Below are 22,945 nucleotides of genomic sequence, written 5' to 3' on the forward strand. Positions count from 1 at the left end.
GGAGCCCCGGTGAGCCCCGACAGGGCTCCGACGGTTCGCGGCAGGACCCCGGCGGCCCCCGACAGGGCTCCGACGGCTCTTGGCAGAACTCCGGCGAGCCCCACCACAACCTCAGCGACCCACGGCAGAGCCCCACCGACCCCCACCACAACCCCCGCAGCCGACGGCAAGCCCCCGGCGCGCTCCCCCCGAACTCCCGCAGGCCCGCGCCCTTTCCCGGCGGACCTGCGCCTCACCTCGCCACCTCGCTCCCTCCCCCAACCGCCATCTGGTCCCCCAACCTCGGCTTCGGCTCCCCCGACCCCGAGATCGTCGCCGTCGCCCACGCCATGGCCGTACGGCTCGGTGCAGCCGGTGTCCTCCGTCTCGTACGCCCCCGAAGCCCCCTTCGGCTCGCCGACCCCGCCTCCGCCTGGCTTGCCCTGCGCACCCCTGGGGCCGATCTCAGCTCCGCGCAGCGCGTTCGTGCCGCCAACGACGACCGGCTGGCCGGGCTCTTCGGCGGCGTGGATCTGCTGCTGACCCCGACCGCCCCCACCGCGCCGCATGGTCACGAAGGGCCCGGTGAGCGGTACTCCACCGCGCTCACCTGGGCGTTCAACCTGAGTGGGCATCCGGCGATCAGCATTCCGGCGGGGCTCGGACCCGACGGTTGCCCGGTGGGGCTGCAGTTGGTGGCTGCGCACGGGCGGGAGGGGCTGTTGCTCGACGCCGCGCTGGCCGCGGAGGCGAGCGCGGGCCGGGGGGACCAGGGGGACTTGGGCAAGTGATTGCGTGCGCATATAATGCATGAGAGATTAATTGCCGTACGCCGACTATCTGGGGGATCCCATGAGCCGCCGTTTCCTCTTCGTCACCGGCAGCAGCCGGCCCGACGGCAACACCGAGCTCCTGGCCCGTCGCGCCGCCGAGCAGCTCCCCGCGGGCGTCGAGCAGCAGTGGATCGATCTGGCCGCGCATCCGCTGCCCGACTTCGAGGACCTGCGGCACGACGCCGACCATGTCCGCCCCACGGAGGGCAACGTGGCGCTGCTGCTCGACGCGACGCTCGCGGCGACGGACATCGTGATCGCCTCGCCGCTGTACTGGTACTCCGTCTCCGCCCACACCAAGCGCTACCTCGACTACTGGTCGGGCTGGCTGCGCACCCCCGGCGTCGACTTCAAGGCGACCATGGCCGGGCGCACCCTGTGGGGCGTCACCGCGCTCGCGCACAAGGAGCAGGTCGTCGCCGATCCGCTGGTCGGCACGCTGAACCACTCGGCCGCGTATATGGGGATGAGCTTCGGCGGGGTCCTGCTCGGCAACGGCAGCAAGCCCGGTGACGTACTGCACGATGCGGAGGCGCTGACGCGCGCCAAGTCCTTCTTCGCGCGGGAGGCGCCGCTCGCGCGTTTCCCGTACGACGACTGAGTCCTACGCGGTGACGTCCTTCGCCGTGAACCTCGCCCAGGCCGCCGAGCCGAACACGCCCGCGTAGACGGCCTGGAGGCCGAGGTTCTTCAGCAGGTCGTCCCAGTAGACGGGTTCGCGCATCAGGTCGGCGAAGGACAGCCAGTAGTGGGAGAAGAAGTACGGGTGGATCGCGTGCAGTTGGGGGATCTGGTCGAGGATCTGGACCGTGATCAGCAGGCCCACCGTGGTCGCCATCGCCGCGATGCCGCTGTTGGTCAGGGTCGACACGAACACGCCCAGGGCCGCCACGCCCACCAGTGACGCGGCGACGATCAGGGCGATCAGAAGGGCTCTGCCCAGGCCTTCCGCGAAGCTGATCCGGGTGCCGGAGATGGTCGTCAGGTCGCCGAGCGGGAACAGCAGCGCCCCGACCGTCAGTGCCGAGACCGCGACCACCAGGGTGGCCACCAGGCAGAACGCCATCACTGTCGCGTACTTGGTGAGCAGGAGGCGGCTGCGGCCTGCCGGGGCGACGAGGAGGTAGCGCAGGGTGCCCGCGTTCGCCTCGCCGGCGATCGCGTCGCCCGCGATGACGCCGATCGCCATCGGCAGGAAGAACGGGAGTGTCGCGGCGAGTGCGGTGAAGACCAGGAACAGGCCGTTGTTGGTGATCTGCGCGATGAACGCCGGGCCGGCGCCGGGCGGTCCGCCGACGGATGAGCCGTCGCTCGTCTCGATCCTCACGGCGATGCCGACCAGGATCGGCACTCCGGCCAGCACGGCGAGCAGCGCGAGGGTGCGCCAGCGCCGGAAGGTGGTGACCAGTTCGCTGCGGAGGAGCCCGAAGGTCCACAACGGGCTGACCGTTCTGGTGACTTCGGCCTGCATCGCCTCAGCCTGCGACATCGAACCCCTCCCCCGTGAGCGCCACGAACGCGTCCTCCAGCGAGGCCCGTTCGACGCCGAAGCCGCGGACGCGGACGCCCGCCGTCACCAACGCCGCGTTGAGATCGGCGAGTTCACGGTCCGGTGGCTCGGCGGTCACCCGGTCCTCGGTGATGACGACGTCACCGGCGCCCTGTTCCTTCAGCACCCGTGCCGCGTCCCCGGTGTCGGGCGTGGTCACCACGAGCCGCCCGCGCCGGCCCGCCGCCAGCTCGGCCACCGCGCCCTGGGTGATCAGTCGCCCCTGTGCCATGACGGCCGCGTGCGTGCAGACCTGCTCGATCTCGTCGAGGAGGTGGGAGGAGAGGAAGACGGTCGTGCCGTCGGCGGCCAGTTCCCGGATGAGCTGGCGTATTTCGCGCATGCCCTGTGGGTCGAGGCCGTTGGTCGGTTCGTCGAGGACGAGGAGTCTGCGGGGCTGGAGCAGGGCGGCGGCCAGGCCCAGCCGCTGCTTCATGCCCAGCGAGTACGCCCTCGCCTTCTTGCCCGCGGCGGCCGTCAGGCCCACCCGCTCCAGCGCGGCGGCGACCCGGGCACGCCGGGTGCGCGGGTCGGCGGTCGGGTCGGCGGAGTCGTACCGGACGAGGTTGTCGCGCCCGGAGAGGAAGCCGTACAGAGCCGGCCCCTCGATCAGCGCGCCCACCTGCGGCAGCACGCCGCGCGCGGCCCGGGGCATGGGCTGCCCGAGGACGCGCGCGGTGCCGGAGGTCGGCTCGATGAGGCCCATCAGCATCCGGATGGTGGTGGTCTTCCCGGAGCCGTTCGGGCCGAGGAAGCCGAAGACGCTGCCCGCCGGGACGGTCAGATCGAGACCGTCGACGGCGAGCTGTCCGCCGCGGAAGCGCTTGGTGAGCGCACGGGTGGCGATGACGCTGCCGTCACCGCTGTGTGCCGCGCCCTCCTGGTCCGGCTCCGTGGCGGACGGTTCGCCCATCGGCTTCCCTTCTGGATCGTTGTGGTCGTACGGCGGCTACTTCCCCGAGTCGGCCGCCTTCACCAGGGCGTCCTTGGTGACGGCGCCCACGTAGAGCTTGCCGTCCTCCGTGACCAGGGCGTTGACCAGGCGGGTCTGGAAGACCGTGCCCGAGCCGAACTTGCCGGTGACCTTGTCGCCGAGGGAGTCCAGGAACCCGCCGAAGTCGCCGCCGACCTCGGAGCCGGACGGGATGCCCTCGCCGCCGGTGTCGAAGGTGGCCACGGAGTTCCAGCCCTCGCCGATGACCTTCAGGCCCTCGAAGTCCTTGGCGAGCTCGTCCTCGGACTTCGGCGCGGCGCGCTCCGTGTGCTCCTCGGGGGCGGTCATCTCGCCCTCCTCGGTGACCTTCGCGCCCTTGGGCGGGCTGAAGTCGAAGGTCGACGCGGCGGGCTTGGCGAAGCTGACCTGGGTGAAGCCGGCGTCGATGACGGCGGCGCCGCCGCTCGCCGGGGTGAGCGTGAACTTCAGCGGCATGCCGGTCTTGGCGTCGACGGCCACGGTGATGGCGCCGACGGTGGTGCCGGACTGCTTCGGCTTGATGAGCAGCCGGTACGCGTCCCGCCCGGCGACCTGCGCGGTACCGTCGACGGTGACGGACGTGGTGTCGTCGACCGCCTTCAGGGCTTCCTCGGTCATGTCCTTGGGCGTGGCCGGGACGTCCCGCTGCTCGTCCTTCTGCTCCTCGGCGGTGCCGTGGAAGACCTCGTTGGACTGGCTGTCGTAGCCCCAGACGTCCTTGCCGTTGTGGATGAGGCTGTACTCGGCGGCGTTCTCCAGCAGAGAGAGCTTCTGCCGGTCCGGGCCGTCGGCCGCGACGCGCAGGGTGTGCGTGCCGGAGGCCAGCTCCATCAGCTTGGCCGACGGGTCGGCGGACGATCCGTCACCCGACTCGCCCATGGCCCCGGAGCCCAGGCTGGACTCCAGACCGCCCAGGTCGGGCAGTCCCAGGTCGGTGCTGATCTTCACCGTGCCGGACAGCTCCTGTACGTCCGACTCGGCGATCCTGTCGATGAGTTGCTGTGCGGTGATCTCGGGCAGGTCGGGGTCGCCGGAGTCGGCGATCGCCGGGACGAGCCCGATGGTCGCCGCCGCGACTCCCACGACCGCGACCGGAACGACGTACCGGGCGGCCTTGCGCCGGCCGGTGTACCGGTCGTCGGCCTCCTCGGTCATCGTGCTGTCGTCGGATCCGTACGGTGCCATGTGTGCGCTACCTCCGTTGTAGGCGGCGGCCTTGCCAGCGTTGCACTCGTCCACCCCGAGCCGCCATTCTCACCCGAATCGGTGAGGAGTGGTGATTTCCGTCGGGTTCCATCTGACCAAATCGGCCAGGGAGATACGTCAGCCCGCGGACTCAACTCCACGTACACCTGGGGTATGACACAAGAGGGCGGCATCTGCCCCGACCCGTAAGGGTCGTTCAGGTCGTTCAGGGTCGTTCAGGTAGGACGCCGCCCGGTGCATCCCTATCCGGCGCGGTGCACCACCGCGTCGCACAGCTCCATCAGCGCCGCTCTGGCGTCGCACTCCGCCAGCGGCGCCAGCGCGGCCCGCGCGTCCTCCGCGTACCGCACCGTGTCCCGGCGTGCCTGTTCGAGTGCCGGGTGCACCCGCAGCGCGGCCAGTGCCTCCGCGTGCCGGACGTCGTCGCTCAGGTCGGAGTCGAGCAGCTCGCACAGCGCGATGTCCTCGGCCAGCCCCAGCCGGGCAGCCCGCTCCCGCAGCCGCAGCACCGGCAGTGTGGGGATGCCCTCGCGCAGATCGGTCCCCGGGGTCTTGCCGGACTCGTGCGAGTCGGAGGCGATGTCCAGGACGTCGTCGGCCAGCTGGAAGGCGACGCCGAGCCGCTCCCCGTACTGGGTCAGGACGTCCACGACCGTCTCGTCGGCGCCGGACATCAGCGCGCCGAACCGGCACGACACCGCGACCAGTGATCCGGTCTTGCCGGCCAGCACGTCCAGATAGTGCTCGACCGGATCCCGCCCGTCCTGCGGCCCCGCCGTCTCCAGGATCTGCCCGGTGACCAGCCGTTCGAACGCCTCCGCCTGCACCCGGACCGCCTCGGGCCCGAGGTCGGCCAGGATGTGCGAGGCGCGGGCGAACAGGAAGTCACCCGTGAGGACCGCGAGCGAGTTGCCCCAGCGGGCGTTGGCGCTGGGCACCCCGCGCCGCACCTCGGCCTCGTCCATCACGTCGTCGTGGTAAAGCGTCGCCAGATGGGTCAGCTCCACCACCACGGCCGACGGCACGACCCCCGGCGCATACGGGTCCCCGAACTGGGCAGAGAGCATCACGAGCAACGGCCGGAACCGCTTTCCACCCGCCCGCACCAGATGCTGGGCGGCCTCCGTGATGAAGGGGACCTCGCTTTTGGTGGCTTCGAGCAGTCCCTCCTCGACAGCCGCCAACCCGGCCTGGACATCGGCTTCCAGAGCCTGGTCCCGCACGCTCAGCCCGAACGGCCCGACGACGGTCACGAGGGGTCTCCTGTCTGCTGGTGTCTACTGGCGATTACGCGGTTTGTCGATAGGTCGCTGCCATCACTCAAGTCAGCGTATCCGGTCGCCTTTCGATCACCGATGCCACCCACCCGCGCACCACGGGCGGTATCGGATCACAGCCGGTATGTTTTTGATCATCCGATAAGGACGGATATCTATCGACTTGTAGGGAAGTAGCGCCCCGTGTCCCGAACCGAAGTCGACGTCGAGCCCGGCAGCGGCCCTCCCCCGAAGACGATCAGGCCTTCTTCGGTCAGCCCAAGGGCCGACGGCCACCTGATGTCGGTCTGGTGGATCGTGGGCTCGTACTTCCTGCTGGGCCTCGGCGACATCCTGCTGGAGACCTCCGGCATGTCGGCCACCACCAAGCTCGCCCCGGCCGCCTTCGCCAGTCGGACCATGTCCCTGTGGTTCCTGTCGCTCGCCCGCGCCAACGGCATCCAGGCGCAGACCGTGAAGCTCTACGACGACGTCTCCCAGCCGGCCTACTTCGGCGTCAACGGCGCGATCGCGGTGGCCGCGGGCCTGGCCGTGCCGGCCGCGGCGCCCTGGCTGCGCCGCACGATGCACCCCGTCCACTGACACCAACGGAGCCACTGGGGTCACGCTCATGCACATCCGTACGTCCTTCCCCCACGAGACCACTCACGAGGACCTCTGGATCCCGCTCCCGGACGGGACGCTGCTGTACGCGCGCGTGTGGCGCCCGCTGACGGACGAGCCCGTACCGGCGCTCCTCGAGTACCTGCCGTACCGCACGTCCGACTGGACCGCGCCCCGCGACCACCAGCGCCACCCCTGGTACGCCGGCCACGGCTACGCCTCCGTGCGCGTGGACATCCGAGGGCACGGCAACAGCGAGGGCATGCCGACGGACGAGTACTCGGCGACGGAACTCGCCGACGGGGTCGCGGTGGTCAACTGGCTGGCGGCCCAGCCCTGGTGCAACGGCAGGGTCGGCATGTTCGGTATCTCCTGGGGCGGCTTCAACTCCCTCCAGATCGCGGCCCTCGCACCCGAGCCGCTCAAGGCGATCGTCACCGTCTGCTCCACGGACGACCGCTATGACAACGACGTGCACTACCTGGGAGGTTCCGTCCTCGCGGTGGACATGCACGCCTGGGCGGCGACGATGCTCGCCTTCGTCGCCCGCCCGCCGGACCCGCTTTACTTCGGCTCGGCCTGGCGGGACATGTGGCTCAAGCGCCTGGAGGCCGTCGACCCCCTCCTGCACACCTGGCTCGCCCACCAGACCCGCGACGACTACTGGCGGCACGGCAGCGTCTGCGAGGACTACGGCGCGATCGGCGCCGCCGTCCTCGCGGTGGGCGGCTGGCACGACCCGTACCGCGACACGGTCCTCCGCCTCGTCGAACACCTGCCCGCCGACCGGGTCCGCGGCCTGATCGGCCCCTGGTCCCACCAGTACCCCGACCGCGGCCTGCCGCCCGGCCCGGCGATCGGCTTCCTCCAGGAGACGCTGCGCTGGTGGGACCACTGGCTCAAGGGCATCGACTCCGGGGTGATGCGGGAACCCCTCCTGCGCGCCTACGTCAGCGACTCGCATCCCCCGGCGACCGTCTACGGCACCCTGCCCGGCCGCTGGGTCGGCGAACCGGCCTGGCCCTCTCCCCAGGTGCGGAAGGTGACGTACGCACTTCAGGGCGCCCCCTGTCTCGTCCGCTCCCCGCAGCACACCGGCGTCGACGCCGGCCGGTTCTTCCCCTTCGGCAACGACGCCGACCTGCCGCCCGACCAGCGGGAGGAGGACGCCAGGTCGGTGTGTTTCGACTTCGAGGTGGGCGAGGAGACCTGGGTCCTGGGGCGGCCCGGGGTGCGGCTGCGGCTGACCTCCGAGGTGCCGCGCGGACAGGTCGTCGCCCGCGTCTGCGACGTGGCGCCCGACGGTTCGTCGACCCTGGTGACACGCGGCGTGCTGAACCTGTCGGCGCGCCGGGGCCGGGAGCGGGCGGTGCCGTGGGAGCCAGGTGCCACCGAGGAGGTGGCCTTCGAGCTCAACGGCATCGGCCACGCCTTCCCGCCCGGCCACCGCATCCGCCTCGCCGTCTCCTCCGCGTACTGGCCGTGGATCTGGCCCCAGCCGGACTCGGCGGCGGGCTTCACCCTGGAACCGGTGGGCAGCTTCCTCGACCTGCCGGTACGCGCGCGTGACGCCGATCGACCGCCGATCCGCTTCGAGGAACCCGAGCAGTCCGAGCCCCTGGGCGTGACCCGCGGCGTAGCCGCTCATGGATGGAGCCCGGTCACCCTGGACGAGCCGCGCCCGGAACGGCTGGTCGTGCGGGACGTCGCCAAGGGCGAGTGGCGGCTGGAGGTCGACCCCCGGTACGGCGGCACGCGCGTGTACCCCGACGGGCTGGAGTTCACGGAGGACGCGCTGGAGGCGTACACGATCCAGGAGTCCGACCCCCTGTCGGCCCGGACCCGCTCGGACTGGTCGATCCGGCTGCACCGCCCGGACCTGGCCTGGGACACCACGGTCCGGACCCGATCGGAGATCACCTGCGACCGGCTCGACTTCGTCGCCTCCAACGAGGTGGTCTGCACGGAGGGCGGCGAGGTGGTGTTCCACCGGACGTGGGAGAAGCGGATCCCGCGGACAGCCGGCTGACAACCGACCGAAAGCCGACCGAATGCTGATTGATGCCATTCAACGGCTAGTTGTGGCTATTGCCCGTTTTACTCCACTGCAGCTTTCCCGGTGACATAAGTCACGCACGCGCGCGTACCGGCTTCCCACCGCACACGCGCGTACCCCCTTGCACCGAGCGCCAGTTGAGGCTTGGCGACCGCAAAGGATCAAGCACCCCATAAGCCTCAGACCGAGGTCAATAGGCACGAGGTGTGAGTCCGGCACTTGTTCCGGACATGTGCTCTCGCATACGTTCCCGGCCAGTCGGGCGGACGCCGAATCCTGCCGCCGCCCGGGACCACCCACCGACCAACGCACGGCAGGAGCGGGGGAACCAGGTAAATCGCCGGACCGGGCTGCACCGCCGGACCGGCTAGGGGTGAAACCGCGTCGCCGTACGGCGGCACGGCCGGGCATCTCCCGCCCGAACCCGACAGCTCACCTCGCAGGCGCCGGAGAGGAACAGCGCCATGGCCCGAGGCAAGCACCGCCGCCCCAGAACCAACCCGCTCACCCGATACGCCGTCACAGCCGGAACCGGCACCGCCGCACTCGCCCTCCCGCTGTTGAGCGCGACCACCGCGAGCGCCGCACAGCCGGCCCAGGCCCCCGTCGCCACACAGACCGCGCAGCAGACCAAGTCCGTCACGTACACCGCGGTCAAGGGCGACACGCTCTACGGCATCGCGAACAGGTACGACACTCCGGGCGGCTGGCGGCAGCTCTACAAGGACAACCGCAAGGCCGTCGGCGACAACCCCAGGCTGATCCACTCGGGCCTGAAGCTGACGGTCCGGACGACGAAGCAGGCGAGCACGCCGAGCAAGGCCGCCACTTCCGCCAAGAAGGCCGCCTCGTCCGTCGCCCATGCCACCCAGGCCTCCGCCAAGACGTACGCGAACAACCTCGACGGCTGGATCCGCGAGTCGCTGGACATCATGGCGCAAAAGGGAATTCCCGGTACGTACAACGGCATTTACCGCAACATCATGCGGGAGTCGTCGGGCAACCAGTTCGCCATCAACAACTGGGACTCCAACGCGGCCAAGGGCACCCCGTCCAAGGGACTGCTCCAGGTCATCGACCCGACCTTCCAGGCGTACCACGTGGACGGGACGTCGTTCGACCCCTACGACCCGATCGCGAACATCACGGCCGCCTGCAACTACGCGGCGCAGCGCTACGGCTCGATCGACAACGTCTTCGGGGCGTACTGAGCCCTGCTGCCGGGCCCACTACGGAAACAGTCTGTCGAGGACGACGGCGATGCCGTCGTCCTCGTTCGACAGGGTGATCTCGTCGGCGACCGCCTTGAGTTCGGGGTGGGCGTTGGCCATCGCCACACCGTGGTGCGCCCAGTCGAACATGGGGATGTCGTTGGGCATGTCCCCGAAGGCGATCGTCTCGTGCGGGCCGAGACCGAGGTGCTCGGCGGCCAGCGCGAGGCCGGTCGCCTTGGTGATGCCGCATGGCTGGAGTTCGACGGTCCCGGGCCCCGACATGGTGACCGTGGCGAGGGAACCGACCACCGAACGCGCCGTCGCCGCCAACTCGTCGTCGGAGAGGGCGGGATGGCGCAGCAGCACCTTGCTGATCGGCTCGCACCACAGCTCGTCACGCCGGCCGACCCGGACGGCGGGCAGGGTGGGGTGGGGCATCAGGTACCCGGGTTCGATGAGCGTGAGCCCGTCGACGCCGTCCTGGTCGACGGCGGCGTACACCTGCCCCACCTCGGCCTCGATCTTGCCGAGCGCGGTCTCCGCCAGCTCCCGGTCCAAGATGACGGACCACAGCAGACGGTCCGTGCCGGCGTCGTACACCTGCGCGCCCTGCCCGCACACCGCGAGCCCCGTACTGCCCAGGTCGTCGAGGAGCGGCCGTACTCTGGGCGCCGGCCGGCCCGTCACGACGAGGTGCCGCGCACCGGCCGCCGCCACCCGCGTGAGCGCGGCGAACGACCGGTCGGAGAGGGTGTCGTCGCCCCGGAGCAGGGTCCCGTCCAGGTCGGTGGCGATGAGTGAATATGCGATGGGTGCGGCCATGATCAGAGAATACGGACAGGACGCCCCACCGACTCGACGCGAACCGGACGGCTGCTGTGTTCACATGTGTTGACACCTGTTCCGGTTTCGGTGTCCCAACTGCCTCGCGCCCGCGCCGTTTTCACCCCCAGGTGACGCCCGCGGGCTCCCTGGTGGTGGTGTTGATGCGGTTGAACATGTTGGTGAGCGAGATGGTGAGGATGAGCGCGGACAGCTCCTTCTCGTCGAAGTGGTCGGCCGCCTCGTCCCAGAGCGCGTCCGGCACCGACTCCTGGGAGCGGTCCGCGAGCCGCGTCATCGACTCGGCGAGCTGCAGCGCGGTCCGCTCGGCGTCGGTGAACCAGGGCGCCTCGCGCCAGGCGGAGACGGCGGCGATCCGCTCCTCGCTCGTGCCGCCCTTGCGCAGGTTGACCACGTGACCGTGGACACACGCGCTGCAGCCATTGATCTGGCTGGCGCGCAGGGCGGCGATCTCCGTGAGCTCCTTGGACAGCCCGCTCTCCCCGATCGCCTGGACGAGGGCGCCGATCCCCTTCATCGCGCTGGGGAGGACGTACGCCGGGTTGTTCATCCGTGCCTGCATGGTCCAACTCCGTTGTCAGTGGTGGATGAGACGCTTTCGTTGTCGCCTTCACCGCACTGACGGATCGGGGGTCCGGGTTGTGACCGATCGGCCGAAGAAATTTCCAGATGCCTCGCCAGCCTCGGTGACGCGAACTCGGTTCCGCACACGAACCGCATCACCGGCCCGTACGACGCCGCCGCCGACTCGGTGCGCAGGGCGGGCCCGATGCAGTCCAGGGCGGCCAGGTCCACCCGGTAGCCGGTTGCCGCGATGACGTGGTCGGCGGACAACTGCTGCGTACGGCCGCCGAGAGTGCGCACGGTCAGGGTCGTACGGCCCTCCGCCGCGTCCGCCCCTACGACGCCCGCGACCTCGCTGACCCGCACCGCCCCCTCGAAGCGGTCCCGCAGCCACCAGGCGCCGAGCGGGCCGAGGACCCGGCGGACCAGGTAGTGGCGGAGGCCGGCGGGCAGGCGGCGGTAGGGGTGGGGGTAGTAGCTGAGCGCCCACAGCGACCAGCCCGTCCGAACGGCGACTCCGGCCGCAGCCTGGGCTGCTTCCAGGGCGGATCACCGAGGGCCGAACCAGCAACCCCGACAAGAATTATTCGGACATTGCGAACTCTTCAGGCACTGCCCAAGACAGGCAACTCGGCCGTAACGTGTGGCGCGACCACATGGCATACGGATCCCGCGAGAGTGAGGCAGCACCCCATGCCCCCCTTCGACATCCCCGAGGGCGACCCCTTCGGCCCGCACAACCTTCCGTACGGCGTCTTCTCCGCCCCGGGGCCGGACTCCGCGCGGCGGGTCGGTGTCCGGCTCGGCGACCATGTCCTCGACGTCGGCGCGGCGGCGTACGCCCTCGGCTCGCCGTACGCCCCCCTGCTCGCGCGCCCCTCCCTGAACCCGCTCCTCGCCGCGGGCCGCACCACCTGGTCGGACGTACGCCGCGCGCTGACGGCGTGGGTGACGGTGCCGTCCCACCGGGAGACCATCGAGCGCCACTTCCACCCACTGTCGTCGGTGACCCTGCACCTGCCCTTCGAGGTGGCGGACTACGTCGACTTCTACGCCTCCGAGAACCACGCCCGGAACGTCGGCCGGATCTTCCGCCCCGACGCGGCCGACTCCCTGACCCCCAACTGGAAGCACCTGCCGATCGGCTACCACGGCCGCTCCGGCACGGTGGTGGTGTCGGGCACGGACGTCGTACGCCCGTCGGGCCAGCGGAAGGCTCCGGCTGATCCGGAGCCGGTGTTCGGCCCGTCGGTGCGGCTGGACATCGAGGCGGAGGTCGGCTTCGTGGTCGGGGGGCCGTCGGAGCGGGGGAAGCCGGTGGGGCTCGCCGACTTCCGCGACCACGTCTTCGGGCTCTGCCTCCTCAACGACTGGTCGGCACGCGACATCCAGGCCTGGGAGTACGTCCCCCTCGGCCCGTTCCTCGGCAAGTCCTTCGCCACCTCGGTGTCGGCGTGGATCACGCCCCTCGACGCGCTGGAGGAGGCACGGGTGGCGCCGCCGGAGCGGACGCACGACCTGCTGCCCTACCTGGACGACTCGCAGGACGAGCCCGGCGGCTACGACCTGCGGATCTCGGTGGCGATCAACGGGCACGTGGTGTCGGAACCCCCCTTCTCCACCATGTACTGGACGGCCGCCCAGCAACTGGCCCACATGACGGTGAACGGCGCGTCACTGCGCACCGGCGACCTCTACGGCTCCGGCACGGTGAGCGGCCCGACGGAACGGGAACGCGGCTCACTGCTGGAACTGACCTGGAACGGCCGGGACCCGCTCGAACTCCCCGACGGCAAGCGGACGTTCCTGGAGGACGGGGATGTGGTGACGATGTCGGCGTGGGCACCTGGGCCGGGTGGGGTTCGGGTGGGGCTGGGGGAGGTCACGGGGCGCGTCTCCGGATAGCAGCCGGTTGTACCAAGCAATTGACACAATGCCGGGCGGGACCGCATCTTGTACTCGCCGCTTGATACAAGTGGTGAGTACAAGTCGTTCCCACGGGGGTCTGTTTCTCATGCTCGAACTCGATTCGACGCCACCCGCGTCCCGCGCACGCGTCGACCGGTACGCCCGCTGGACGGGCCTGGCCATCGGGGTGCTGGCCTCCAGCCGGCTGCTCCCCCTGGTGGACGGGAAGGGCCCTCTGTACGCCATTCCGGTCTTCGGCCTGTGCGCGGTGGCCGGCGTCCTGCTGGGCGACGCCCTGACCGCTCCCCGTCCGGGCACCGTCCGCACGGCCGGCCTCACCCCACGCCGGGTCCGCGACCACGTGCCGCCCCGCATGACCTGGCTGCTCCTCGGCCTCGCGGCCGCGCTGGTCGCCCTGCTGACGGTGGCGGCCGCGGTGGCGTCGCCGGACGACCTGGGCCGGGCGGGCCGCGCACTGACGGTGACCTGCCAGGGGATGACGCACATGTCCACCCCCTGGCCCGGCCTCTACTACGGCATCCCGATCCTGGCGACCCTCGCCATCTCCACCGCCGCCTGCGGCTGGTCGCTGCGGCGCATCGCGACCCGCCCCGGCGACGAACAGTCCCGCCGCGACCGCACGTTGGCCATCGTGGCGGCGTGGGGGCTGGTGGTCTCGACGTCCATGTTCGGCGCGGCATCGACGGTGTCCGGCGCCCTGATGAGCACGACGTGCGACGGAACGCTGGGGACCGCCGCGAACTGGCTGGTCTGGCCACTGGGCCTGATCACCCTGGTCACGGGACCGTGGTGCCTGTTCACGATCCTTTCGCCCCGGGCGACCTGGCGGGCCCCGGGGGCCGGGGCATCCGGGGTGCCTTCGGGGGCGACGTCCGCCGCGACATCCGGGGTGGGCTCTGGGGCGACGTCCGCCGCGGCATCCGGGGCGGAATCCGGGACGGGACGCCGGTGACCGGCCCGGCCGTACGCGTCGACACGACCAGCCCGGTCCCGCCGTACGAACAGATCCGCGCCCAGCTCGCCGCCCTGATCACCACCGGCCGCCTGCCGGAGGGCGAACGCCTCCCAACCGTACGGCAGTTGGCCGCCGACCTGGGCCTGGCCGCCGGGACGGTGGCACGGGCGTACCGGGAGCTGGAAGCGGCGTCCCTGATCCGCACCCGCCGGGGTGCGGGGACACGGGTCGCACCGCTCCCGACGGGGACACGCCGCCCGGATCCGGCCGAACTGGCGGCGCTGGCCCGGCGGTTCACTGCGGAGGCTCGGGCGTTGGGGGCGGAGGACGCGGAAGTGGTGGCGGTGGTGCGGGAGGCTTTGCGGGGGTAGGGGCGGGGCCCTCCCCTCCCCCTGCCTCCCCCTGCCTCCTCCCACCCCGCCGCCGATTTCGACGGCGCTTTCCCCCTGACTCCCGTTCCCGGCGCCGTCATACTTGGCGGCGGAGCGGCGTGTTCATCGACCGCCGCCCTCAGAGCCGCCCCCGCCTCTCCCCCGATCAGGATCCGGAGCCCGTGGCATGACTGTCTGCCTGCTCCTGCTGAGCGCCGTCGCGCTGGCCGCTGCCGTGCCGGTTCCGCGCGCGCTGACCAGGGCCGCGTGGCCCGAGCGGGAACCCGTGGTCGCGCTGTGGGTGTGGCAGTGCCTGGTCGCCACCGTGCTGCTGTGCTGTCTAACGGCGCTAACCCTGGGCGCCGCCGCCGTCTTCGGCACGGTCCGCGCCCAGCTCTTCGCCCCGGCGCCCCCGGCGGTCACCGCGGCGTACGACCTCTCGGCCACGCCGCCGTGGACGACCGCGCTCACCCTGCTACTGGCCTGCGGTGCCGCCTGGACGACGGCGATGCTGGCCCGCGAGCTCGTCGAAGCGCGTCGGCGCCGCGGCCAGGCCAGGGCCCACCTGCGCGAACGCGCCCCTGATCTGCCGGCCGGCCTGCCCGCGGCCCGCGGCCCTCTGCTGGTCCTGGAGGACGAGTATCCGGACGCCTGGTGGATGCCCGGCAACCCGCCCCAGCTGATCGTCACGACGGGCGCCCTGCACCGCCTCACCGACCACCAGCTGGACGCGGTCCTCACCCACGAACGCGGCCACGCCCGCGCCCGCCACGACTGGCTGCTCCACCTCTCCACCGCCCTCGCCACCGGCTTCCCCCGCATCCCGTTGTTCGCCCACTTCTGCGACCAGACCCACCGTCTGGTCGAACTGGCCGCCGACGACACCGCGTCCCGCCGCTGCGGCCATCTGACGACGGCGTTGGCCCTGATCGAGCTCAACCAGCACAGAGGCGTCCTCTCCTGCGCCTCCACCCACCGCCTCCTGGGCGAACGCGTCAAGCGCCTCCTTCAGCCCCCGCCCCGCCTGGCCCGCCGCGACCGAGCCCTGACGACGACGGTGGCGGCGCTGATCCCCCTGCTACCGCTACTGATCACGTTCGCACCGGGGTTGACGGCGCTGTCCTGATCAACGCCCTCCCAGCACCAGCCTCCGGTACCCGTCAACCGCCGGTGCCGCCCTCCCCCGGCCGTCTAGGCCCAGTCCTCCGGCTCCGGCTCCTCATCCATCTCGGGCCAGTCATCCGCACCGCCCGAATCACCGTCGGTCACCGCCGGCGCCGCCTCAGCGCCACCCAGCGAGGCCAACGCCCCCAACACGCCCTCCCCGTACGTCGCCAGCTTCTTCTCGCCCACGCCGCCGACGCCCCCGAGCTCCCGCACCGACGCGGGCCACGCCGTCACGATCTCCCGGAGCGTCGCGTCGTGGAAGATCACATACGCCGGAACCCCCTGCTCCCGCGCCTGTTCCGCCCGCCAGGCCCGCAGCGCCTCGAACGCGGGCACCAGCGCCTCCGGCAGCTCGACCACCGCGGCCTTGCCCTTGCGCTCCCCACGCCCGGAACCCGAACCCGAACCCGACGCCGAACGCGAGGTCACCGCCTTCTTCGGTTCCTTCCGCAGCGGCACCTCCCGCTCCCGCCGCAGTACCGTCCCGCTGGCCTCCGTCAGCACCAGCGTCCCGTACTCCCCTTCGACCGCGAGCAGACCCTGTGCCAGCAACTGCCGGACGACGCCCCGCCATTCGCCCTCGCCGAGCTCCTCACCGATGCCGAACACGGACAGCTGGTCGTGGTCGAACTGGATCACCTTGGCGGTGCGCCGCCCCATCAGGATGTCGACGATCTGTACGGCACCGAACTTCTGCCCCCGCTCCCGGTGCAGCCGCACCACCGTCGACAGCACCTTCTGCGCCGCGACCGTGCCGTCCCAGGTCTCCGGCGGCGCGAGGCAGGTGTCGCAGTTGCCGCAGCCCACCGGGTCCGGGTCCTGCCCGAAGTAGGCGAGCAGTTGCCCCCGCCGACACTGCGCCGTCTCGCACAGCGCCAGCATGGCGTCCAGGTGGGAGGCGGCCCGGCGCCGGAACGCCTCGTCGCCTTCGCCGGACTGGATCATCTTGCGCTGTTGTATGACGTCGTTGAGCCCGTACGCCATCCATGCGGTCGACGGGAGTCCGTCGCGGCCGGCGCGGCCCGTCTCCTGGTAGTAGCCCTCGACCGACTTGGGCAGGTCGAGGTGGGCGACGAACCGCACGTCCGGCTTGTCGATGCCCATGCCGAAGGCGATGGTGGCGACCACGACCAGGCCGTCCTCGCGCAGGAAGCGGGACTGGTGCGCCGCGCGCGTGCCCGAGTCCAGGCCCGCGTGGTACGGCACCGCCTCGATGCCGTTGCGGCTCAGGAACTCTGCCGTCGTGTCCACCGACTTGCGTGACAGGCAGTACACGATGCCCGCGTCGCCCGCGTGTTCCTCGCGCAGGAAGCCCAGCAGCTGCTTCTTGGGGTCCGCCTTCGGCACGATCCGGTACTGGATGTTGGGCCGGTCGAAGCTGGCCACGAAGTGCCGGGCCGTCGGCATGTTGAGCCGCTGGGTGATCTCCCGGTGCGTCGCATGCGTGGCGGTCGCGGTGAGCGCGATCCGCGGGACGTCCGGCCAGCGGTCGCCGAGCAGGGAGAGGGCCAGGTAGTCGGGGCGGAAGTCGTGGCCCCACTGGGACACGCAGTGCGCCTCGTCGATAGCGAACACCGCGATCTTGCCCCTCGACAGGAGATCCAGTGTGGAGTCGAGCCGCAGCCGCTCCGGCGCCAGATAAAGCAGGTCCAGCTCGCCGGCCAGGAACTCCGCCTCCACCACGCGCCGCTCGTCGAAGTCCTGTGTGGAGTTCATGAACCCGGCGCGCACGCCGAGCGCCCGCAGTGCGTCCACCTGGTCCTGCATCAGCGCGATCAGCGGGGAGACGACGACCCCTGTACCCGGTCTGACCAGGGCCGGGATCTGGTAGCACAGCGACTTGCCGCCGCCGGTCGGCATCAGCACGACGGCGTCGCCGCCGGCCACCACATGCTCGATGACCGCATCCTGCTCGCCGCGGAAGGCCTCGTAACCGAAGACCCGGTGCAGCGTGGAGAGCGCTTCGCTCTCGGTCACCTCTGGCATCTCGCTGATCCCGCCCGTCCCGCGCATCGTCCTGTCCCCCGTACGTCGTCCCTCGACCACTGCCTCCACGATAGGGGCCCGCACCGACAGCGCCGGAGTTATCCACAGGCCCGTTGAGTGACGCTCGGTGCTCATCCGAATGGCCCCCGTCACCTGGCACGCCTGTGCGGGCCGGGACATGCCGCTGCCCGGGCCCGCCGGCCGCTTGAGCGCACGCGATGGGCCCCGGCCCCCAAAAAGGGAGCCGGGGCCCATCGCACGTCGCACCGCAGGTCAGCGCACGAACACCCCCGCCTGGTTCGCCAGGTCGAGGAAGTACTGCGGCGCCACTCCGAGCACCAGTGTGACCGCCACGCCGACGCCGATCGCCGTCGTCGTCAGTGGTGACGGCACGGCGACGGTCGGGCCCTCGGGCCGCGGCTCGCTGAAGAACATCAGCACGATGACGCGGATGTAGAAGAACGCCGCGATCGCCGACGAGATCACGCCGACCACGACCAGCGGGGCCGCGCCGCCTTCCGCCGCCGCCTTGAACACGGCGAACTTCCCGGCGAAGCCGGAGGTCAGCGGAATGCCGGCGAAGGCCAGCAGGAACACCGCGAACACGGCCGCCACCAGGGGTGAACGCCGGCCGAGACCGGCCCACTTGGACAGGTGCGTCGCCTCACCGCCCGCGTCGCGCACCAGGGTCACCACCGCGAACGCCCCGATCGTGACGAACGAGTACGCGGCCAGGTAGAAGAGGACGGACGAGATGCCGTCCGGCGTGGTCGCGATGACGCCCGCGAGGATGAACCCGGCGTGCGCGATCGACGAGTACGCCAGTAGTCGCTTGATGTCGGTCTGGGTGATCGCGACGATCGCGCCGCCCAGCATGGTGACGATGGCGACGCCCCACATGACCGGCCGCCAGTCCCAGCGCAGGCCGGGCAGGACGACGTACAGGATCCGGAGCAGCGCGCCGAAGGCGGCCACCTTCGTCGCCGCCGCCATGAACCCGGTGACCGGTGTGGGCGCGCCCTGGTAGACGTCCGGCGTCCACATGTGGAAGGGCACGGCGCCGACCTTGAACAGCAGCCCCATGACGATCATCGCGGCGCCGACGAGGAGCAGCGCGTCGTTGCCCATGGTGTCCGCGAGCGCCGGGTTGACGTCCGGGGCGGATCCGTCGACGACCTGCGCGATCGTCGCGTACGACACCGAGCCGGAGTAGCCGTAGAGCAGCGCGATGCCGAACAGGGTGAACGCGGAGGCGAACGCGCCGAGCAGGAAGTACTTGACCGCGGCCTCCTGCGACATGAGCCGCTTGCGGCGGGCCAGCGCGCACATCAGGTACAGCGGGAGCGAGAGGACTTCCAGGGCGATGAACAGGGTCAGCAGGTCGTTCGCCGCCGGGAAGATCAGCATGCCGGCGACGGCGAACAGCAGCAGCGGGAACACCTCGGTCGTGGTGAACCCGGCCTTCACCGCGGCTTTCTCGCTGTCGCTGCCCGGCACGGACGCGGCCTGCGCGGCGAAGGAGTCGACGCGGTTGCCGTGCACCAGCGGGTCGAGCCGCCGCTCGGCGAAGGTGAACAGGCCGACCAGGCCCGCCAACAGGATCGTGCCCTGCAGGAAGAGGGCCGGTCCGTCGACGGCGATGGCGCCCATCGCGACGATGCCCGCCTTGGTGGTGCCGTATCCGCCGGCGGCGAGCGCGACGACCGCGGCGAAGGCGGCGGCGAGTGCGACGGCGGAGACGAACACCTGGGTGTAGTAACGGGACTTGCGCGGGACGACCGCCTCGATCAGTACCCCGATGACCGCCGCGCCGAGGACGATCAGGGTGGGCGACAGTTGTCCGTATTCGATCTTCGGCGCGTCGATCTTCGAGATCGGGTCGGCCGCGGTTGTCCACAGGCTGTGGACGGCTGGTGCGCTCACTTGGCGGCCTCCACCTCGGGCTGGGGGTCCTTCTTCTGTACGTCGGACATGGTCTGCTTGACCGCCGGGTTGACGATGTCCGTGACGGGCTTCGGGTAGACGCCCAGGAAGATCAGTACGGCGACCAGCGGCGCGACGACCACGAGTTCCCGCACCCGCAGGTCGGGCATGGTCGCGACCTCGGGCTTCACCGGACCCGTCATCGTCCTCTGGTAGAGGACGAGGGTGTAGAGCGCGGCGAGGACGATGCCGAAGGTGGCGATGATGCCGATCACCGGGTAGTTCGCGAACGTGCCGACCAGGACCAGGAATTCGCTCACGAAGGGTGCGAGCCCCGGCAGCGACAGGGTCGCGAGGCCACCGATCAGGAAGGTGCCGGCGAGCACCGGAGCGACCTTCTGCACGCCGCCGTAGTCGGCGATGAGCCTCGATCCGCGCCGCGAGATCAGGAAGCCGGCGACCAGCATCAGGGCGGCGGTCGAGATCCCGTGGTTGACCATGTAGAGCGTCGCGCCGGACTGGCCCTGGCTGGTCATCGCGAAGATGCCCATGATGATGAAGCCGAAGTGCGAGATCGACGCGTACGCCACCAGCCGCTTGATGTCCCGCTGACCGACGGCGAGCAGCGCCCCGTAGATGATGCTGATCAGGGCGAGGACGAGGATGGCGGGCGTCGCCCACTTGCTGGCCTCCGGGAACAGCTGGAGGCAGAAGCGGAGCATCGCGAAGGTGCCCACCTTGTCGACGACTGCCGTGATCAGCACGGCGACCGGGGCGGTGGCCTCGCCCATGGCGTTGGGCAGCCAGGTGTGCAGCGGCCACAGGGGCGCCTTCACCGCGAAGGCGAAGAAGAAGCCCAGGAACAGCCAGCGTTCGGTGCTGGTCGCCATGTCCAGCGTGCCGTTGGCGCGGGCCTCGGCGATCTCTGTGAGCGAGAAGTTACCGGCGACCACATAGAGGCCGATCACCGCGGCCAGCATGATCAGGCCGCCGACGAGGTTGTAGAGGAGGAACTTGACGGCCGCGTACGACCGTTGTGTCGCCGCCGCCTTCTCGCCGTGCTCGTGGGCGCGGTCTCCGAAGCCGCCGATGAGGAAGTACATCGGGATGAGCATGGCTTCGAAGAAGATGTAGAAGAGGAAGACGTCGGTGGCCTCGAAGGAGATGATCACCATCGCCTCGACGGCCAGGATCAGGGCGAAGAAGCCCTGCGTGGGCCGCCACCGCCCCGCAGCGAAGCTGCTGAGAGATGCATCGCCGGTCTCCAGCGGGTCTGCGTCGTGCCAGCCCGCCAGGATGATGAACGGGATCAGCAGCGCGGTGAGCGCGATCAGCGCGACCGCGATGCCGTCCACACCCAGCTCGTAGCGGACCCCGAACTCGGCGATCCAGGCGTGGGATTCGGTGAGCTGGTAGCGGTCGCCGTCCGGGTCGAAGCGGATCAGGGTGGTCGCGGCCAGGGCGAGGGTGGCGAGCGAGACGAGCAGCGCCAGCCATTTGGCGGCGGTGCGCCGGGCGGCCGGTACGGCGGCCGTGGCGACCGCCCCGATCGCCGGGAGTGCCGCCGTCGCTGTCAGCAGAGGAAAGGACATCGGTATCAGACCGCCCTCATCAGCAGGGTCGCGGCGACGAGGACCGCCGCACCGCCGAACATCGAGACCGCGTACGACCGCGCGAAGCCGTTCTGCAGCCTGCGCATCCGTCCGGACAGACCGCCCATCGAGGCCGCCGTGCCGTTGACGACGCCGTCGACCAGGGTGTGGTCGACGTACACCAGGGAGCGTGTGAGGTGTTCGCCGCCGCGGACGAGGACGACGTGGTTGAAGTCGTCCTGGAGCAGGTCGCGCCGGGCGGCCCGGGTGAGCAGCGACCCGCGCGGGGCGACGACCGGGACGGGACGGCGCCCGTACTGGGCGTACGCGGTGGCGACACCGATGACCATCACGGCCACCGTGGACACCGTGACCGTCAGCGCGCTGATGGGCGCGTGGCCGTGGTCGTGCCCGGTGATGGGCTCCAGCCAGTGCAGGAAGCGGTCGCCGATGCTGAAGAACGCGCCACCGGCCACCGACCCGACGGCCAGCACGATCATGGGGATCGTCATGACCTTGGGCGACTCGTGCGGGTGCGGTTCGTTGCCGTTCTCGTCGGGCTGCCAGCGCTTCTCGCCGAAGAACGTCAGCAGCATCACGCGCGTCATGTAGTACGCCGTGATGGCCGCGCCCAGCAGCGCGCAGCCGCCGAGGATCCAGCCCTCGGTGCCGCCCTTGGCGAACGCCGCCTCGATGATCTTGTCCTTGGAGAAGAAGCCGGACAGGCCCGGGAAGCCGATGATGGCGAGGTAGCCGAGGCCGAAGGTGACGAAGGTGACCGGCATGTACTTGCGGAGGCCGCCGTACTTGCGCATGTCGACCTCGTCGTTCATGCCGTGCATGACCGAGCCGGCGCCGAGGAACAGACCGGCCTTGAAGAAGCCGTGCGTCACCAGGTGCATGATCGCGAAGACGTAGCCGATGGGGCCGAGGCCCGCGGCGAGGATCATGTAGCCGATCTGCGACATGGTCGAGCCGGCCAGCGCCTTCTTGATGTCGTCCTTCGCGCAACCGACGATCGCACCGAACAGGAGCGTGACGGCACCGACGATGGTGACGACGAGCTGCGCGTCGGGTGCGGCGTTGAAGATGGCGCCGGAGCGGACGATCAGGTAGACGCCGGCGGTCACCATGGTCGCGGCGTGGATGAGGGCCGAGACCGGGGTCGGGCCCTCCATCGCGTCCCCGAGCCAGGACTGCAGCGGCACCTGGGCGGACTTGCCGCAGGCGGCGAGCAGCAGCATCAGGGCGATGCCGGTGAGCGTGGCCTCACTGGTCCCGCCGACGAGCCCTTCCTCTTCGTGGGTGCCGAGCACCGGGCCGAAGGCGAAGGTCCCGAAGGTGGTGAACATCAGCATGATGGCGATGCCCAGGCCCATGTCGCCGACGCGGTTGACCAGGAAGGCCTTCTTCGCGGCGGTCGCGGCACTGGGCTTGTGCTGCCAGAAGCCGATCAGCAGGTAGGAGGCGAGACCGACGCCCTCCCAGCCGACGTACAGCAGCAGGTAGTTGTCGGCGAGGACGAGCAGCAGCATCGCCGCGAGGAACAGGTTCAGGTAGCCGAAGAAGCGGCGGCGCCGCTCGTCGTGCTCCATGTACCCGACGGAGTACAGGTGGATCAGCGAGCCAACGCCGGTGATCAGCAGCACGAACGTCATGGACAGCTGGTCGAGGCGGAAGGCGACGTCCGCCTGGAAGCCCTCGACGGGGATCCAGCTGAACAGGTGCTGGGTCAGGGTCCGGTGTTCGACGTCCTTGCCGAGCAGGCCGGCGAAGAGGACGGCGCCGATCACGAAGGAGGCGGCCGCGAGAATGGTGCCGATCCAGTGGCCGACGGCGTCGAGCCGCCGGCCGCCGCACAGCAGTACGGCCGCTCCGAGCAGAGGCGCCGCCACCAGCAGCGCAATCAGGTTCTCCACGATTCA

18 protein-coding genes, 2 pseudogenes and 1 riboswitch are annotated in these 22,945 nt (G+C 70.5%); of the genes and pseudogenes, 9 read left to right on the forward strand and 11 right to left on the reverse strand.

The window, feature by feature from the left end:
• The coding region (locus tag AQJ91_RS11320) for an amidase family protein (protein ID WP_234382036.1) at nt 1-770 on the forward strand (770 nt) is incomplete at its 5' end.
• A gap of 61 nt (nt 771-831) precedes the next feature.
• A complete protein-coding gene (locus tag AQJ91_RS11325) occupies nt 832-1,413 on the forward strand; it encodes a flavodoxin family protein (protein ID WP_067019473.1) in 582 nt (193 codons plus the stop codon).
• A gap of 3 nt (nt 1,414-1,416) precedes the next feature.
• Here the strand turns inward: AQJ91_RS11325 and AQJ91_RS11330 are convergent, their stop codons facing one another.
• The 4 genes from AQJ91_RS11330 to AQJ91_RS11345 all read right to left on the reverse strand — a co-directional run bounded on the left by AQJ91_RS11330 (nt 1,417) and on the right by AQJ91_RS11345 (nt 5,793).
• On the reverse strand, nt 1,417-2,301 hold the full coding sequence (locus AQJ91_RS11330; protein WP_067019135.1) for an ABC transporter permease: 885 nt from the start codon (nt 2,299-2,301) through the stop codon (nt 1,417-1,419).
• Nucleotides 2,288-3,274: an ABC transporter ATP-binding protein gene (locus AQJ91_RS11335; RefSeq protein ID WP_067019138.1), complete on the reverse strand. Its 987-nt coding sequence runs from the start codon at nt 3,272-3,274 to the stop codon at nt 2,288-2,290. The genes AQJ91_RS11330 and AQJ91_RS11335 overlap by 14 nt, the downstream gene beginning before the upstream one ends.
• A gap of 36 nt (nt 3,275-3,310) precedes the next feature.
• A complete protein-coding gene (locus tag AQJ91_RS11340) occupies nt 3,311-4,519 on the reverse strand; it encodes a LolA family protein (protein WP_067019141.1) in 1,209 nt (402 codons plus the stop codon).
• A gap of 263 nt (nt 4,520-4,782) precedes the next feature.
• Entirely contained in the window at nt 4,783-5,793 is a 1,011-nt protein-coding gene (locus AQJ91_RS11345; protein WP_067019144.1) for a polyprenyl synthetase family protein, read from the reverse strand.
• Nucleotides 5,794-6,084: 291 nt separating this feature from the next.
• On the opposite strand from AQJ91_RS11345, the pseudogene AQJ91_RS11350 reads away from it, so the two are divergent.
• From AQJ91_RS11350 to AQJ91_RS11360, 3 genes and pseudogenes are all read left to right on the forward strand, one after another.
• Nucleotides 6,085-6,399: pseudogene (locus AQJ91_RS11350) on the forward strand (POT-type proton-dependent oligopeptide transporter); the annotation flags it as partial.
• A gap of 28 nt (nt 6,400-6,427) precedes the next feature.
• Nucleotides 6,428-8,449: a CocE/NonD family hydrolase gene (locus AQJ91_RS11355; RefSeq protein WP_067019151.1), complete on the forward strand. Its 2,022-nt coding sequence runs from the start codon at nt 6,428-6,430 to the stop codon at nt 8,447-8,449.
• Between the two features lie 318 nt (nt 8,450-8,767).
• A riboswitch (cyclic di-AMP (ydaO/yuaA leader) is annotated at nt 8,768-8,935 on the forward strand.
• A gap of 5 nt (nt 8,936-8,940) precedes the next feature.
• Nucleotides 8,941-9,687 carry a LysM peptidoglycan-binding domain-containing protein gene (locus AQJ91_RS11360; RefSeq protein ID WP_067019154.1) on the forward strand — a complete coding sequence of 249 codons (747 nt, stop codon included), beginning with the start codon at nt 8,941-8,943 and terminating at the stop codon, nt 9,685-9,687.
• An 18-nt stretch (nt 9,688-9,705) separates the two neighbouring features.
• Here the strand turns inward: AQJ91_RS11360 and AQJ91_RS11365 are convergent, their stop codons facing one another.
• The 3 genes and pseudogenes from AQJ91_RS11365 to AQJ91_RS49110 all read right to left on the reverse strand — a co-directional run.
• Nucleotides 9,706-10,512: a Cof-type HAD-IIB family hydrolase gene (locus AQJ91_RS11365; protein WP_067019157.1), complete on the reverse strand. Its 807-nt coding sequence runs from the start codon at nt 10,510-10,512 to the stop codon at nt 9,706-9,708.
• A gap of 121 nt (nt 10,513-10,633) precedes the next feature.
• Nucleotides 10,634-11,095: a carboxymuconolactone decarboxylase family protein gene (locus AQJ91_RS11370; RefSeq protein WP_067019158.1), complete on the reverse strand. Its 462-nt coding sequence runs from the start codon at nt 11,093-11,095 to the stop codon at nt 10,634-10,636.
• Nucleotides 11,080-11,690, reverse strand: a pseudogene (locus AQJ91_RS49110) (hypothetical protein); the annotation flags it as partial. The pseudogene AQJ91_RS49110 and the gene AQJ91_RS11370, both read right to left, overlap by 16 nt.
• A gap of 100 nt (nt 11,691-11,790) precedes the next feature.
• Between AQJ91_RS49110 and fahA the strand changes: the two are divergent.
• The 4 genes from fahA to AQJ91_RS11395 all read left to right on the forward strand — a co-directional run bounded on the left by fahA (nt 11,791) and on the right by AQJ91_RS11395 (nt 15,478).
• Entirely contained in the window at nt 11,791-13,002 is a 1,212-nt protein-coding gene (gene fahA, locus AQJ91_RS11380) for a fumarylacetoacetase (RefSeq protein WP_067019165.1), read from the forward strand.
• A 109-nt stretch (nt 13,003-13,111) separates the two neighbouring features.
• Entirely contained in the window at nt 13,112-13,978 is an 867-nt protein-coding gene (locus tag AQJ91_RS51960; RefSeq protein WP_199847911.1) for a hypothetical protein, read from the forward strand.
• Nucleotides 13,975-14,352: a GntR family transcriptional regulator gene (locus AQJ91_RS11390; RefSeq protein WP_067019168.1), complete on the forward strand. Its 378-nt coding sequence runs from the start codon at nt 13,975-13,977 to the stop codon at nt 14,350-14,352. Before AQJ91_RS51960 ends, AQJ91_RS11390 begins: the two co-directional genes overlap by 4 nt.
• A gap of 187 nt (nt 14,353-14,539) precedes the next feature.
• Nucleotides 14,540-15,478 (forward strand): M56 family metallopeptidase, encoded by a 939-nt coding sequence (locus AQJ91_RS11395; protein WP_067019171.1) that lies wholly within the window; start codon nt 14,540-14,542, stop codon nt 15,476-15,478.
• A 65-nt stretch (nt 15,479-15,543) separates the two neighbouring features.
• Here the strand turns inward: AQJ91_RS11395 and recQ are convergent, their stop codons facing one another.
• The 4 genes from recQ to nuoL form a co-directional block, all read right to left on the reverse strand.
• Complete coding sequence (gene recQ, locus AQJ91_RS11400; protein ID WP_067019174.1) at nt 15,544-17,532, reverse strand: DNA helicase RecQ; 1,989 nt, start codon at nt 17,530-17,532, stop codon at nt 15,544-15,546.
• A 246-nt stretch (nt 17,533-17,778) separates the two neighbouring features.
• Nucleotides 17,779-19,428 carry an NADH-quinone oxidoreductase subunit NuoN gene (gene nuoN, locus AQJ91_RS11405; RefSeq protein WP_067019177.1) on the reverse strand — a complete coding sequence of 550 codons (1,650 nt, stop codon included), beginning with the start codon at nt 19,426-19,428 and terminating at the stop codon, nt 17,779-17,781.
• Nucleotides 19,425-21,020 (reverse strand): NADH-quinone oxidoreductase subunit M, encoded by a 1,596-nt coding sequence (locus tag AQJ91_RS11410; RefSeq protein ID WP_067019180.1) that lies wholly within the window; start codon nt 21,018-21,020, stop codon nt 19,425-19,427. The genes nuoN and AQJ91_RS11410 overlap by 4 nt, the downstream gene beginning before the upstream one ends.
• 5 nt (nt 21,021-21,025) lie before the next feature.
• Entirely contained in the window at nt 21,026-22,939 is a 1,914-nt protein-coding gene (gene nuoL / locus AQJ91_RS11415) for an NADH-quinone oxidoreductase subunit L (RefSeq protein ID WP_067019183.1), read from the reverse strand.
• Nucleotides 22,940-22,945 lie beyond the last annotated feature (6 nt).

It is taken from the genome of Streptomyces dysideae, assembly GCF_001514305.1.
Taxonomy (GTDB): Bacteria; Actinomycetota; Actinomycetes; order Streptomycetales; family Streptomycetaceae; genus Streptomyces; species Streptomyces dysideae.